The sequence below is a fragment of the Actinomadura sp. 3N508 genome, from assembly GCF_044326375.1.
Taxonomy (GTDB): Bacteria; Actinomycetota; Actinomycetes; order Streptosporangiales; family Streptosporangiaceae; genus Spirillospora.
Window position 1 is genome coordinate 138,929 of the sequence record NZ_JBIRAX010000002.1, and the last position, 13,073, is coordinate 152,001.

14 protein-coding genes are annotated in these 13,073 nt (G+C 71.3%); 7 read left to right on the top strand and 7 right to left on the bottom strand.

What is annotated here, in order from left to right; genetic code table 11:
• Positions 1-145 precede the first annotated feature (145 nt).
• Positions 146-736, top strand: coding sequence for an NADPH-dependent FMN reductase (locus ACH34S_RS06950; RefSeq protein ID WP_395951581.1), 591 nt, complete (start codon positions 146-148; stop codon positions 734-736).
• A 37-nt stretch (positions 737-773) separates the two neighbouring features.
• Positions 774-2,225 carry an MFS transporter gene (locus ACH34S_RS06955; protein WP_395951582.1) on the top strand — a complete coding sequence of 484 codons (1,452 nt, stop codon included), beginning with the start codon at positions 774-776 and terminating at the stop codon, positions 2,223-2,225.
• 104 nt (positions 2,226-2,329) lie between these two features.
• Here ACH34S_RS06955 and ACH34S_RS06960 read toward each other — a convergent pair whose 3' ends face one another.
• Entirely contained in the window at positions 2,330-2,881 is a 552-nt protein-coding gene (locus tag ACH34S_RS06960) for a nuclear transport factor 2 family protein (protein WP_395951583.1), read from the bottom strand.
• Positions 2,882-2,999: 118 nt separating this feature from the next.
• Entirely contained in the window at positions 3,000-3,494 is a 495-nt protein-coding gene (locus ACH34S_RS06965; protein ID WP_395951584.1) for a nuclear transport factor 2 family protein, read from the bottom strand.
• A gap of 290 nt (positions 3,495-3,784) precedes the next feature.
• Between ACH34S_RS06965 and ACH34S_RS06970 the strand changes: the two genes are divergently transcribed.
• The gene (locus tag ACH34S_RS06970; protein WP_395951585.1) at positions 3,785-4,696 is read left to right on the top strand and encodes a LysR family transcriptional regulator; all 912 of its coding nucleotides are present in this window, start codon (positions 3,785-3,787) and stop codon (positions 4,694-4,696) included.
• A gap of 99 nt (positions 4,697-4,795) precedes the next feature.
• Here the strand turns inward: ACH34S_RS06970 and ACH34S_RS06975 are convergent, their stop codons facing one another.
• Genes ACH34S_RS06975 through ACH34S_RS06990 form a run of 4 tightly spaced genes read right to left on the bottom strand, consistent with a single transcriptional unit; the run spans position 4,796 to position 8,306 of the window.
• Positions 4,796-5,653, bottom strand: coding sequence for a metal ABC transporter permease (locus ACH34S_RS06975; protein WP_395951586.1), 858 nt, complete (start codon positions 5,651-5,653; stop codon positions 4,796-4,798).
• Positions 5,650-6,516 carry a metal ABC transporter permease gene (locus ACH34S_RS06980; protein WP_395951587.1) on the bottom strand — a complete coding sequence of 289 codons (867 nt, stop codon included), beginning with the start codon at positions 6,514-6,516 and terminating at the stop codon, positions 5,650-5,652. Before ACH34S_RS06980 ends, ACH34S_RS06975 begins: the two co-directional genes overlap by 4 nt.
• Before the next feature lie 9 nt (positions 6,517-6,525).
• Positions 6,526-7,305, bottom strand: coding sequence for a metal ABC transporter ATP-binding protein (locus ACH34S_RS06985; RefSeq protein WP_395951588.1), 780 nt, complete (start codon positions 7,303-7,305; stop codon positions 6,526-6,528).
• Positions 7,306-7,307: 2 nt separating this feature from the next.
• Complete coding sequence (locus tag ACH34S_RS06990) at positions 7,308-8,306, bottom strand: metal ABC transporter substrate-binding protein (RefSeq protein WP_395951589.1); 999 nt, start codon at positions 8,304-8,306, stop codon at positions 7,308-7,310.
• A gap of 101 nt (positions 8,307-8,407) precedes the next feature.
• Between ACH34S_RS06990 and ACH34S_RS06995 the strand changes: the two genes are divergently transcribed.
• From ACH34S_RS06995 to ACH34S_RS07010, 4 genes are all read left to right on the top strand, one after another.
• A complete protein-coding gene (locus tag ACH34S_RS06995; RefSeq protein ID WP_395951590.1) occupies positions 8,408-8,908 on the top strand; it encodes a Fur family transcriptional regulator in 501 nt (166 codons plus the stop codon).
• A gap of 100 nt (positions 8,909-9,008) precedes the next feature.
• The gene (locus tag ACH34S_RS07000) at positions 9,009-9,392 is read left to right on the top strand and encodes a Fur family transcriptional regulator (RefSeq protein ID WP_395951591.1); all 384 of its coding nucleotides are present in this window, start codon (positions 9,009-9,011) and stop codon (positions 9,390-9,392) included.
• A 37-nt stretch (positions 9,393-9,429) separates the two neighbouring features.
• A complete protein-coding gene (locus tag ACH34S_RS07005; protein WP_395951592.1) occupies positions 9,430-10,458 on the top strand; it encodes a permease in 1,029 nt (342 codons plus the stop codon).
• The gene (locus ACH34S_RS07010) at positions 10,455-11,207 is read left to right on the top strand and encodes a TIGR03943 family putative permease subunit (RefSeq protein ID WP_395951593.1); all 753 of its coding nucleotides are present in this window, start codon (positions 10,455-10,457) and stop codon (positions 11,205-11,207) included. Before ACH34S_RS07005 ends, ACH34S_RS07010 begins: the two co-directional genes overlap by 4 nt.
• A 49-nt stretch (positions 11,208-11,256) precedes the next feature.
• On the opposite strand, the gene ACH34S_RS07015 is transcribed toward ACH34S_RS07010, so the two are convergent.
• Positions 11,257-13,068, bottom strand: a complete 1,812-nt coding sequence (locus ACH34S_RS07015) for a carboxypeptidase regulatory-like domain-containing protein (RefSeq protein WP_395951594.1) — start codon at positions 13,066-13,068, stop codon at positions 11,257-11,259.
• Positions 13,069-13,073 lie beyond the last annotated feature (5 nt).

A 13,073-nucleotide genomic window follows, 5' to 3' on the forward strand; every position in this document is an offset into this window, starting at 1 on the left:
GATAACGGGCGCCTTCCTCAAGATCGGCTCGGCTTACGCCCACTCCGCGCCGAGGGAAAGCGCACGGTAAGTGCCGGATCAGCGCTGGTCGGCAGCCTCGACTCACCGAACCGCACGGGATTCGAGACTTCGAAGGGAGCGCGCGATGACCGCGACCGGACCGCTGAACATCGCCATCATCGTCGGCAGCACACGGCACGGCCGCTTCGGCCCCACCGTGGCCCGATGGTTCGCCGGGGAGGCCCGCCGGCGTCCCGACCTCGCTCTCGACGTCGTCGACCTGGCCGAGGCCGTCCTCCCCGAGGTCCTCCCCGCCGAGGCGGGCGCTCCCGGCGCGCCCGTGCCGGTGCGCGAGCTGGGCGTACGGCTGGCCCGAGCCGACGCGTTCGTGGTCGTCACACCCGAGTACAACCGCAGCTTCCCCGCCTCGCTCAAGACGGCCATCGACTGGTTCGTGGACGAATGGCGGGCCAAGCCAGTCGGCTTCGTCTCCTACGGCGGAGCGTCCGGCGGCCTGCGCGCCGTCGAGCATCTCCGGCAGGTGTTCGCCGAGCTCCACGCCATCACCGTCCGCGACACCGTCAGCTTCCCCTCCTGCCGGGACAAGTTCGACGACCACGGCCGGCCGATCGACGCCGCGGGCTGCGGCGCGGCGGCCGAGAGCCTGATCGACCAGCTGGCCTGGTGGGCGCGCACCCTGCGCGACGCCCGTGCCGAACGCCCCTACGCGGCATGACCGAAGCCTTGATCCCGACTCTGTGAAGGAGCCCGTCATGAAGCCCCGAACCGAGACCGCCACCGGCAGGAGGCCGCGCCTGGCCCTCGGCCTGCTGGCCTTCTCCAGCCTGATCACTTCGCTTGACTTCACCATCGTGTACGTGGCGCTGCCCAACATCGCGCGGGACGTCGGGCTGTCCGGCCATGCGACCCAGTGGGTGGTCAGTGCCTACGCCATCTTCTTCGGCGGTTTCCTGCTGCTGGGCGGCCGCTCGGCCGATCTCCTGGGCCGCCGCCGCATGTTCGTCCTGGGGATGCTGGTGTTCGGCGGCGCGTCGCTGCTGGGCGGCCTGGCCACATCGCCCGCGATGCTGATCGCCGCGCGGGCCGTCCAGGGGATCGGCGGGGCGGTGCTGTTCCCCGCCACCCTCTCGCTGGTCACCACCAGGTTCGCCGAAGGCCCCGCCCGCGTCCGGGCGCTGGCGGTGTGGGCCATGGCCGGCGCGGGCGGGCTGAGCCTGGGCGCGCTGCTCGGCGGCGTCCTGACCCACGCGTTCGGCTGGGAGGCGGTGTTCCTGGTGAACGTGCCGCTGGTCGCGGCGGGAGCCGCGGGCGCGTTCGTCCTTCTCGACCCCGACGGCCCGCGCCGGCGGGGACGCGGTTTCGACATCCCGGGCGCCCTGACCGGAACGGCCGGGCTGACCCTGCTGGTGTTCGGTATCGCCCAGGGCCCGGAGGTCGGCTGGACCCAGCCGCCGGTCATCGCGTCCGCCGTCCTCGCGGCGGCGCTCCTGACCGCCTTCGTCATCATCGAGGCGCGCACCGAGAACCCGCTGATGCCGCTGCGGCTGTTCGGCAACCCCAACCTCCGCGCCGCCCTGCTGGTGATCCTCACCTTCGGCATCACGATGCAGAACCTCGTCTACTTCCTCAGCCTGTACATGCAGGGCGTGCTCGGCTACTCGGCCCTGCAGGGCGGGCTGGCGTTCCTGAGCCTCTCGGTGGTGATCGGGATCGCCAACTTCGCCGCCGAACGGCTGATCATCCGCATCGGGGCCCGGCCGACCCTGGTCATCGCGCTGCTGCTCGGCTCCGGGGGCGGCGCGCTGATGGCCGCCGGGATGCTCGCCAACGGCTCGTACTGGACGATCCTCGCGGGCCTGATCGTCTACGGGCTGGGCATGGGCTCCATCTATCCGACCATGTTCGGCGCGTCCGGGACCGGGGTCGCCGACGAGGACCAGGGCGCCGCCGGGGGCATGGCCAACACCGCACTGCAGATCGGGACGAGCATCGGCCTGGCCGTCCTGGTCGGGATCTCCACCTCCGGTCTCGGCGACCTGACCGGCGAGGCGCTGCGCACGGCCACGGCCGGCGGCCTGCGCGACGCGGTCTACGTCGCGTCCGGGCTCACCCTGGCCGGCATCCTCGCCGCCCTGGCCCTCCCCCGCCGCGCCGCCCCGTCCCCCACCGGCACCACCGAGGAGCCCGCGCCCGCCCTCCGCTGAACGGCTGAATCGAGCCGCCCCTTGGAGCCCACTCCAAGGGGCGCCTCGATGGCACATCGGCCTTCTGCATCGCGCTCGCGTGGTTGACCGCGTGAGACGCGTTTTCAGCGTCGCGCTTGAGGGTGGAGCCGGTCCGGTAGGTCGGCCAGCGTGAAGACCTTCCAGAAGTAGGCATCCGCCGCGTGCTGGTCGCCGGGATAGTTGATCGCCTCGGCGATGCGGCCCTCCTCGACGCGGAAGGCCAGCGCCCAGGTGATGTCCAGTCCCTCGGGTTTCGTGCTCCACCCGCGGTGCAGGTCGACCACCCAGTCGCCGTCCGCGGCCAGGAAGATCGTCTCGGCCTTGAAGCCCGCCCGGCCGAGCGCCTTGAAGAAGGCCAGCACCTCGTCCGGACCCTCCTTCGTGCCCGCCAGGGGATGGTGTCCGGGGATGGTCCAGGTGATGTCCCGGGCGAAGAACCTCGTGCGCAGCGCTTGGAGATCGCCCTTTCCGTAGGCCTCGTAATACTTGCGGATCAGGCTGACGTTCGGATGCTCGCGAGGCCTGCCGACGGGCGCCGCCGCGGCCGGTTCGGGGCCCGCGATGGTTGCGGCGGCCGCGGCGGCCGCGGTGACGCCAGCGGCGCGCAACAGGCTCGCGCGAGAGATCTCGGTCAAGAGGAACTCCTTTCGGGAACGGGGACGGCATTTGTCCCGCCCATGTAGTGGCCGTAGGAAAGGGACGGCGATTGCCGGCGCGCCCAACGCCGCTACGGTGGTGCCGCATACCGGCGGCTCAGTAGCGGCCTACAACGTCGCGGATCAGCCCGTCCTGGATCAGGAATGCGTAAGAGAAGCTCTCGCCACCGCCCCCGCTCGTCGTGAATTCGTAGTTCACGACGTACCGGTCGCCGTCCCAGCGGCTCCCGGTGACCTTGTAGCGGCCGCCGACATCGAGCACTTCGGGAATGAGGAAGCGATTCATGATGTCCGCGCGCGACGGGTAGACGCGGCCAACGCTGTCGAAGCGGGCGTTCTCCGCGAAGGTGGCCGCGACCCCTTTCGTGTCCCCCGCGTTGGCCGCGTCCAGGAAGCGGCGCGCGACCCGTTCGGCCTCCGCCTTGTCGGCGGGCCCGGCGACGGTGGACGCCCGAGGGGAATCCGGGGCGCCCGCCCCTATGCCGGCGCCCGCTGAATGTTCCGGCGAACCGCCGGTATCCCCCGCGCCACCGCAACCTGCGAGCAGTAACGCCGCCACCATTGCGAAGCCGATGTGCATACGAAAGCGCATGACAAATCTCCAGCCCCTGCTTTTCCTTCGCTTCCCGGCCGACGAGCGGACCCTGTGCCCCGTCCTGGCGAGCGCGGCGTCTCACGCGGAGCCGAGGGGATGCCTCCGCTGCCGAAGGTCGTCTGGGCTCAGCAAAGCGCGGTCTCCCCGCGCGAGTCCAAGACCTTTGTCCATGCAAAAAGCGCATAGAGGTCCAGGGCGGTCGTCTCACTCGAGATGGCAAAGGAGTGTGAGACCCGTGCCCATACAGTTGACGCCTAGATCAGCCCTTGGGTCAGGGAGGCCTGCGCATGGACGTGGACACGCGGTCCCTGCGGTATTTCATCGAACTCGCCGAACAACTGAACTTCACCCGCGCCTCCGAACGGCTCTTCGTCTCCCAGCCCGCGCTGAGCCGAAGGATCCGCCGGCTTGAAGAGGACCTGCGCACGCCGCTGTTCGAGCGGACCGGTCGCGAGGTCCTGCTGACCGCCGCGGGCGAGGCGCTCCTCCCGTTCGCGCGGCAGCTCGTCGCCGACTGGCAGGCGGCCCAGCGCGCCGCGCGCGTCGCGGCCGCGGCGAGGTCCCGCATCCTGCGAGTCGGGTTCGAGGCTTCGGGCGCCGGGACGATGGCCACCCAGGCTTACACCGAGTTCATGCGGCGGCACCCCGATTCCTCCGTCGAGCCCAAGCGCTTCGAGTGGGGCGGAGAGGTGACGGCGCTGCACGAGGGCCTGGTCGACGTCGCCTTCGTCTGGCTCCCCGCCGACACCACCGGATTGCACACCGAGGTCGTGGCCGTCGAGCGGCGGATGGCCGGACTGGCCGCCGGTCACCCGCTGGCAGGACGGGACACCATCTCGATCCTGGAGCTGAACGACGAGCCGATCGTCTGGACCCGGCAGGCACCAAGGGACTGGGTCGACTGGTGGGCGGTGAACCCGCGTCCCGACGGGCGGGAGCCGCTGTGGGGACCAGAGAACGACAACGTCGAGGAGATGCTCGAACACGTGGCCTCCGGCCGGGCGATCTGCATCAGCCCTGAGTCGATGACACTGCACTACAGCCGTCCGGATCTGGCGTGGGTGCCTGTGAACGACGTCTCACCGCTGCGCATCGCTCTCTGCTGGCCGGTGAGCACCACCAACCAGTCCGTCGCCGACTTCGCCTCCGTGGTCAGGCGTCTGTCCAGAAGACCCACGTCCGAAGGGGCAGGACGCTGAAGACCCCGATCATCCCTTCCGCTGAGCCCTGGCACTCGCCGACGGGATCACCGGGACACACCTGGCAGCCGAGACCTCCCACCCCGGGCGGCGGCTCGTTCACCGTGCGGGCGCCGGCTTGGGGGGTGTTTGGTGTGCGGGGGGACGGCTGCGGCGGTGGTGGGAGGCCATCGCGCTCCATGCCGTGGTCGTGGCCAGGGACAGGACGAACAGGGTTCCGGTGACGAGTGTGATGGTGCCGCCCGCGGCGACGTCGTAGCGGGTGGACAGGTGCACGCCGATCAGCCCGCTGGACGCGCCCGCGGTCACGGCGATGGCGGTCATGGCGGGGATGTTGTGGGTCCACAGGCGGGCGATGGCGGCCGGGCCGACCAGGACGGCGACGGACAGGATCGCGCCGGCGGCGGGTACGGAGACCACGATGACCGCCTCGATCGTCAGCAGCAGCGCCAGGTCGGTCAGGACCGGGCGGTAGCCGGCGGCGGCGTATCCGCCGGGGTCGAAGGCGCGGAAGGTGAGCTGCCGGCCCGCTCCGAGGAGGAGGGCGGCGACGATGGCGCCGGCCACGGTCACGGCGATCAGGTCGCCGGTTCCGACGGTGAGGATCTGGCCGACGGTGTAGGCGGTCAGATCCTTGGAGAAGCCGTCGCGCGTGGAGGCCAGGACGACGCCGAGCGCGAAGCCCGCCGACAGGACGATCCCGATCGCCGTGCTCATGGCCTGGGCCGGTCGCCGGGACAGGGCCAGCACCCCCAGCACGATCAGTACGCCGAACAGGCCGCCGCCCGCGTACAGGTCGATGCCCGCGACCGCGGCCAGGACGACGCCCGGGAAGGTGGCGTGTGTCATGGCCAGGGTGAAGAACGGCAGCCTGCGCAGCACGATCTGCACGCTGATCATTCCGCCGACGACGCCGAGGAGGACGGCTTCGATGAGCGCGCGGTCGACCGCCGTCATGCCGCGCTCCCCCGGACGCGCAGCCGCCGCCGGATCGTCCCGGTGGCGAGGGCGCCCGCGTAGCAGGCGATGAGGACGAGCACGACGGTGCCGCCGGAGGCGAGCCGCAGCCCGTGGTGGATCGAGGCGTCGTAGCTGATCGCCAGGCCCGCCCAGCCCGCCAGCGCGCCGAGGGCGGCGGCGAGCGGCACGATCAGCGCCAGCCGGTCCGACATCGCGCGGGCCGCGGCGGCGGGCACGATCAGCAGCGCGATGACCAGGACCGTTCCGACGGCCCGGACGGAGGCGACCACGACCAGGGCGACGAGGGTGTTGGTGACCAGGTCCAGCAGGCCGATCCGGTACCCGGCGGCCTGGGCGCCCTGCGGGTCGAACGCGCGGGCGGTCAGCGGTCGCCGCAGCACCGCCAGCGCGGCGATGACCAGAATGGTGACCGCCAGGGTCTGCGCCAGCTGCTGCCCGGTGACGGTGAGGATCCGGCCGAACAGGAAGGCGGTCAGGTCGGCGGTGTAGCCCGACTGCCGGGAGACCAGCACGACCCCGACGGCGAAGAAGGTGGTCAGCAGGACCGCCAGGGCGGTGTCCTCGGTGACGGCGCGGTGCCGGGTGAGGAGGGTGAGCAGTGCGGCGGTCGCGGCGCCCGCGGCCAGCGCGCCCCAGAAGATGCCGCCGTCCCCGCTGAGGAGGTGGCCGACGACGACGCCGGGGAAGACCGTGTGGGTCAGCGCGTCGGTGATGAACGCGAGGCGGCGCAGCAGGATCAGCACGCCGACGGTCCCGGCCAGCGCGCCCAGGATCACCATCACGGCCAGCGCCCGGCCCATGAACGGGAACGTGAACGGTTCGACGAAGAACTGGTACATGGCAGCCGCCTACGAGTGGGCGACGATGACACGGTCGCCGCGCAGTTCGAGCGCGTGACCACCGTAGGTGGCGCGCAGCCGGTCGGGGGTGAGCGTGGCGCGGGTGGGCCCGAAGCCGAACTGCTTCCGGTCGAGCAGGCACACCTCCTCGCAGGCCAGGTGGGCCAGCGCCAGGTCGTGGGTGGCCACGACCACGGCCGCGCCCCGCTCCTTCAGCGCGGCGATCGCGTCCAGCAGCGCCTGCTCGCTGACGGCGTCGACACCGTTGAACGGCTCGTCCAGCAGCAGCAGCCGGGGTTCGGCGGCGATCGCGCGGGCCAGCAGAACGCGCTGGCGCTGCCCGCCCGAGAGCGTCCCGAACCGGTGCCGGGCGCGGTCCGCCAGGCCGACCTGTTCCAGGGCATGGTGGGCGGCCTGCCTGTCGGCGGCCTTGGGACGGCGCAGCCAGCCGATCCGCCGGTAGCGGCCCATCAGCACGACCTGGCCGACCGAGATCGGGAACTCCGGATCGAGCGTGTCGGCCTGCGGGACGTAGGCGACGTCGCGGCGCGCCTTGGCGGGCGAGGTGCCCAGCACGGTGACCCGTCCCGCGACCAGCGGCACCAAACCCAGAATCGCCTTGATGAGGGTCGACTTGCCCGCACCGTTCGGGCCGATCAGCGCGACGGCCTCACCCGGCGCGACCTCGCCGTCGATCTTCTCCAGGGCCAGCGCCGGACCGTAGGCGACGCTGACCTCCTCCAGCCGCAGTGCCCGCGGCCGGACCTCCGCTTCCTCGTGAGTGTCCACGTTCAGCCCTTGAGCGCCGTGACGATGGTGGTGGTGTTGTGCCGCTCCATCTCCAGGTAGGTCGCGCCCGCGGAACCCGCCGGGCCGAGCGTGTCCCCGTAGAGGGAGTCCTCCCCCGCCACGACCTTCACCCCGGCCTCGCGGCCGATGGCCTCGGCGGTCTTGGGCGGCAGCGAGGACTCGGAGAAGACCGCCTTGACGCCGGTCGACCTGATCTTGGCGGCCAGCGAGTTGAGCTGCTTGCCCGACAGCTCGGCCGAGGTGTCGAAGCTCGGGATGATCGAGCCGACGAACGTCAGGCGGTAGCGGTCGATGTAGTACCCGAAGGCGTCGTGGTTGGTGACCAGCTTGCGCTGCTCAAGGGGCAGCGAGCCGATCTGGCCGGCGATCCAGGCGTCGAGTTGCTTGACCTTGGCGGTGTAGGTCGTGAGGTTCGTCTCGTAGGCCGCCTTGTCGGCGGGGTCCTCGGCCCCGAACGCGGTGGCGATGTGGCGGATCATGATCTCGACGTTCCTGGGGTTGTGCCAGATGTGCGGGTCCCCGTCCGCCTCTTCCTCCTCGTGCTCGTGGCCCTCCTCCCCGTGCTCGTGGCCGCCCTTGCGGATCGCCACGCCCTTGCTGGCGTCGACCACCGTCCCGTCGAAGCCGGCGGACCTGATCGTCTGGTCCAGCCATTTCTCCAGGCCGACGCCGCCCTTCACCACCAGGTCGGCGCCGGCGATGGCCTGGATGTCGGCCGGTGAGGGCTCGTAGTCGTGCGGATCGACGTTGGGCTTGAGGATCTGGGTGACCGTGACCTTGTCGCCGCCGATGTTGCGGGCGAAGTCGGCCACCTGCGTGGTCGTGGCGACCACCTTCAGCTTCATCGCGCCGCCGCCGCCGGCGTTGTCCGCGGAGCTGGAGCTGCCACAGGCGGTGGCCGCGGCCAGCACGGCGGCCAGCGCGCCGGCCAGCACGGCGGCCGGGACCGGTAGGGCGGGCCCGAGGGTTCGGATGCGCAACGTGTCTCCCCGCAGGTCGGAGGTGAGAATGAAAACGGATCCCATATTCTTCTTATTGGGAATGATTGTCAATGTCGATCGATGCTCATACCGTCACCCCCATGGGCTCCCACACCGCCCCCGCCGGCCATCACTCCCGCGATGGGAACACCGACGAGACCGCCCGACGGCTTCGGGCGGCCGGGCTCTCCCCGACCCCGCGCAGGCGCCAGGTACTCCAGGCGCTCGACCTCCGCCAGCGGCCCGCGAGCGCGCATGAGCTGTACGTCGACCTCACCCGCCAGGGACACGACATCGGGATGTCGACGGTCTACCGGACGCTGTCCGCCCTCGCCGGCGCCGGGCAGCTGCACGCCTTCGTCCGCGACGGCGAGACCCGCTACCGGCTGTGCGCCCCAGGCCGCCACTACCACCTGGTGTGCCGCGGGTGCGGCGACGTCCAGGAACACGCCGCCGCCGACGACGGCGGCTGGCTCGACGGCATCACGGCCACGGCCGACTTCCTCCCCGACCCGCACGAGACCGAGGTGCACGGCCTGTGCGGCCGCTGCCTGCGTGGTCAGAGCGATGATCCGGCCGATTGGTACCCTGTGGAAAAGTGAAGATCGGACCGTCGACCGGCCGGAGCAGCTCCCCATGACTTTGCACGCGTCCCCCCGCCGCCCGACACGACAGCCCCCCGCGTCCCGCGGAGGAACGCGGGTGCGGGGCACCCAGCAGGCCGAGGCCCTCTCCCGGGTGCTGGCGGACCTGTCCGAGTTCCGCAGCGCCCAGGACATCCACGGCGAGCTGCGCCGCCGCGGCGAGGGCATCGGGCTGACCACGGTCTACCGCCATCTTCAAGTGCTGAGCCAGGACGGCACCATCGACACGCTCCGCGACGAGACCGGCGAGACCCGCTACCGGCGCTGCCGGACCAGCGCCCACCACCACCATGTGACCTGCCGCTCATGCGGGCACAGCGTCGAGGTGGAAGGGCCCACGATCGAGCGCTGGGCCGACCGCGTCGCCGCCGAGGCGGGCTTCACCGACATCAACCACACCGTGGAGATCTTCGGCCTGTGCCCCGGCTGCCGGCAGGACTGACCGCCGGAGTTCCTTTCCCTCTGGGACGATGACGGGCATGAACGACCATGTCGGCCTTCGATCGCCCGAGGACGACCTGCTCCCGCCCGCGGACTGGGGCCGGCGCGGACCCGCCGCGCCCGGCACCCGCGCCGCGTGGGCTTTCGGGGTCCTGGCGGCCGGGCTGGTGGCCGGCCGGACCTGGGTCGCTCCGGCCGTCGCCGCACGCGAGCTGGACGCCTGGGCGACGATCTTCATCGCGGTATGCGTCCAGGCGCTGCCGTTCCTGGTCTTCGGGGTCGCGGTGTCGGCCGCGATCACCGCCTTCGTCCCGCCCTCGGTGTGGCGGCGGGTGCTGCCGCGCCGGCCGGGGGCCGCGGTGCCGGTCGCCGGGGCCATGGGGGCGGTCCTGCCGGGCTGCGAATGCGCGTCGGTGCCCGTCGCGGGCGGGCTGATGGCACGCGGGGTGGCTCCGGCCGCCGCGCTGACCTTCCTCCTCGCCGCCCCCGCGATCAACCCGATCGTGCTGGTCGCCACCGCGGTCGCCTTCCCCGGGAATCCGGAGATGGTCGCCGGCCGGTTCGCCGCCTCCCTCCTGGTGGCCGTGCTGGCGGGGTGGGCGTGGCTGCTGTGGGGGAAGGGCGAGTGGCTCAGGGTCCCGGCACGGCCGCACGCCGCCGGAGCGGCCGGTCGGCTGGAGGCGTTCCGGCAGGCCATGCGGCACGACATCATGCACGCCGGGGGCTTTCTGGTGGTCGGCGCCGCCGCGGCCGCCGCCATCAACGTGGTGGTGCCCGCCGGCTGGGTCACCGCGGTCGCCGGGATTCCGGTGGCGTCGGTGCTGCTGCTGGCGCTGCTGGCGGTGCTGATGTCCATCTGCTCGGAGGCCGACGCGTTCGTGGCGGCCAGCCTGTCGCAGTTCTCCACCACGGCGCGGCTGGCCTTCCTGGTGGTGGGGCCAATGGTGGACCTGAAGCTGATCGCCCTCCAGGTGGGCTTCTTCGGCCGCCGCTTCGCGGTCCGCTTCATCCCGCTGACCTTCTGCCTGGCAGTCGGGGTCAGCATGGTCATAGGGGGCCTGCTGTGAGCCGGGCCGCGCAGAACCTGCTGCTGCTCCTGATCGCCGCCGCGGTGTTGTGGATCACCCTGGGCAGCGGCGAGTACGTCAACTACGTCCGGCCCGGCTTCCGGTTCCTGCTGGTCCCCGCGGCGGTGGCGCTCCTCGTCCTGGGCGCCGCCGGGCTGCGCCGGGAGTGGCGCGCCACCCAAGGCACCTCCCGACACGAGGAGAGCGAAGCGCCGTCCGGTGACGACCACGGGCACGACCACTCCCGCGGCCCCAGGACGGCCTGGCTGCTCTGCCTCCCGATCCTGGCCGTCTTCCTGATCGCCCCGCCCGCCCTCGGCTCCTTCACCGTCACCCGCGACACCAGCCGCACCGCACCGCCTCCCGCCGGCCCGGCCGGAGGGTTCAAGCCACTGCCGGCCAACGGGACGCCGGTCACGATGAGCATGGGCGAGTTCATCGGCCGCGCGTGGGAGGCCCACAACAGAGACCCCAGCAGGCTCCAGGGCGTCACGGTCCGGCTGACCGGCTTCGTGACCCCCGCGGGCAAGGGCTGGCAGATCACCCGGCTGAAGATCGCCTGCTGCGCCGGCGACTCCGTTCCGTTCCCGGTACGCGTACGCGGCCTCCCCCGCCCACCGGCCGACACCTGGGTCGAGGTCATCGGCGTCTGGAAACCACCGCGCCCCGGCACCAAGGGCACAAGCGTGCCGGAACTGACCGGACACTCGCTCAAGCGAATCAAGAAGCCCAAGAACCCATACGAATAGCAGGGACGCGCCGTCATTCAGCTTGATAAGAGCGGCCGGCACCGATTGGTCACTCCTTCGGGACCACCAGATCGGGGCCGTTGCTCGTCTCTCCTGCGACCACATGCAGGGGCCGGGGATACCAGATCAGATCGCCGGGTCCGCCCGAATAGCCGAGCCTGATCCATTGCGTGGCCAGACCGTACAGGGCGTATTCAGCGTCGCCCGTGACCGTGGCCCAGGGCGCGGCGATGTCGCCGGTTCGCGCGCTGACGGCGACGACGGTCACGTACTCGTTGGGGACCACGGCACCGATGACCTTGCCGGTCATCTTGCCGGTCTGCGGCAACCGGGCGTCGGCGGTCGCCGTCCGCCCGGCCACGACCCGCACCGGGCGCGCGGCGAAGCGATCGGGCGCTCCACCGGACCATTGCCAGACATACCGTCCGTGGAAGTCCGGGTACTGGACGCGCCAGTCGTAGGGCCCCAGGCCGTCGATCGTGTAGCGGCCGCCGGAGCCGGTGCAGTTGCGTTCCCACACGTCCGGGCCGGACGGGCCCGCCGGCTGCACCCAGGCGCACACATCCTCGACCGGCTTGCCGGTGCGGGCGTCGGTGACGGTCCCGGTGATGGCTCCGGCCGCGTCCATTCGCACCCCGGACCTGACGACCCGACCGCTGGTCAGCGTGAACCACGCCGCCTTCTCCATGTCCCCGGTGCCGCCGTTCGCACCGACCCACTGGCGGCCGTGCACCCCGTCGGTGGGCGTGATGAACAGCCGGTACCTGCCGGGCGGCAACTGGGGGAGGCGGAGCGTGCCGCTGGCGTCGCTGCACTCCTCGCTGAGTGAGCCGCGTCCCCGCTTCCGGGCGGCGGCCTTGGTGGTGGCGGCCTGCGGGCCGAACAGCGTCACGCAGGCGCCTGGTACCGGTTCGGCCGTCCTGGAGTCACGGAACGTCAGGACGATCAATGCCTCGCGCATCAACCTGCCGGTGACGCTCGCGGTGGCGTCCGCCCGTACGACGACATCGTCGATCGTTCCGTAGAGGTAACCCTCCGGCGGTGCGATCGAGAACGAATAGGTCCCGGTGAGGACGTCGTCGAACGACACCTTTCCCTCGGCGCCGGTCACGCCGGAGAGCGTCCTGGGCCCTTCCCGCGTCGCCACGGTCGCACCGGCCAGCGGTTTGCGGGTCCTGGAATCGACGACGCTCACCTCGATGTCCCCTGTCGGGAACGCGGTCTCGGTGACGGTCGTCTCTTCGCCGGGCCGCACCGTGATCGGATCGGCCTGATCCTGGTGCGGCTTCCCGTGGGCCCATTGCAGGTTGCCGTTCGAGTCGAAGGACAGCCGGTAATCACCGGGCTCCAGCCGGGGGAACCTGAACGCTCCGTCGCCGTCGGTGATCTGGCGGTCGCGCTGGTTGCCCGAAGCGTCGAACACCTCCACGGCGGCGCCGGCCACCCCGGATCCGGAAGCCGTCGTGAACCGGCCTGAGATCGAGCCGTACTCGACGGGCTTCAGGCGCAGCGAAGCCGTGCCGGGCGAGGCCACCGGATCGGCCGACGCCTGTTCGGACCTGTCGAAGGCCCATTGGTCGTGGTAATCGGTGGCGACCACTTTGATCCGGTATTCCCCCGGGCGCAGCCAGAAAAGATCGTAATGACCGGACTCGTCGGTGTTCGCGCCACCGGAGTTCCCGCCCGAGGAATTGAACGCCTCGACCCAGGCGCCGGCCACCGGATCTCCGGTCTTCGCGTCAGTGATCGTTCCTTCGATTCCGGTGCTGTCCGCCCTGGCCGGGGCCGTCATGGCCCCGACCAGGACGACGGCGATGAACGCTGCGATGAACCAACGGCAGCGTCGAAACAACACGGACATGGCCC

Coding starts and splice junctions, on each gene's coding strand:
- ACH34S_RS06950 (WP_395951581.1), top strand. CDS start 146: ATGACCGCGACCGGACCGCTGAACATCGCCATCATCGTCGGCAGCACA.
- ACH34S_RS06955 (WP_395951582.1), top strand. CDS start 774: ATGAAGCCCCGAACCGAGACCGCCACCGGCAGGAGGCCGCGCCTGGCC.
- ACH34S_RS06965 (WP_395951584.1), bottom strand. CDS start 3,494: ATGCGCTTTCGTATGCACATCGGCTTCGCAATGGTGGCGGCGTTACTG.
- ACH34S_RS06970 (WP_395951585.1), top strand. CDS start 3,785: ATGGACGTGGACACGCGGTCCCTGCGGTATTTCATCGAACTCGCCGAA.
- ACH34S_RS06975 (WP_395951586.1), bottom strand. CDS start 5,653: ATGACGGCGGTCGACCGCGCGCTCATCGAAGCCGTCCTCCTCGGCGTC.
- ACH34S_RS06980 (WP_395951587.1), bottom strand. CDS start 6,516: ATGTACCAGTTCTTCGTCGAACCGTTCACGTTCCCGTTCATGGGCCGG.
- ACH34S_RS06995 (WP_395951590.1), top strand. CDS start 8,408: ATGGGCTCCCACACCGCCCCCGCCGGCCATCACTCCCGCGATGGGAAC.
- ACH34S_RS07005 (WP_395951592.1), top strand. CDS start 9,430: ATGAACGACCATGTCGGCCTTCGATCGCCCGAGGACGACCTGCTCCCG.
- ACH34S_RS07015 (WP_395951594.1), bottom strand. CDS start 13,068: ATGTCCGTGTTGTTTCGACGCTGCCGTTGGTTCATCGCAGCGTTCATC.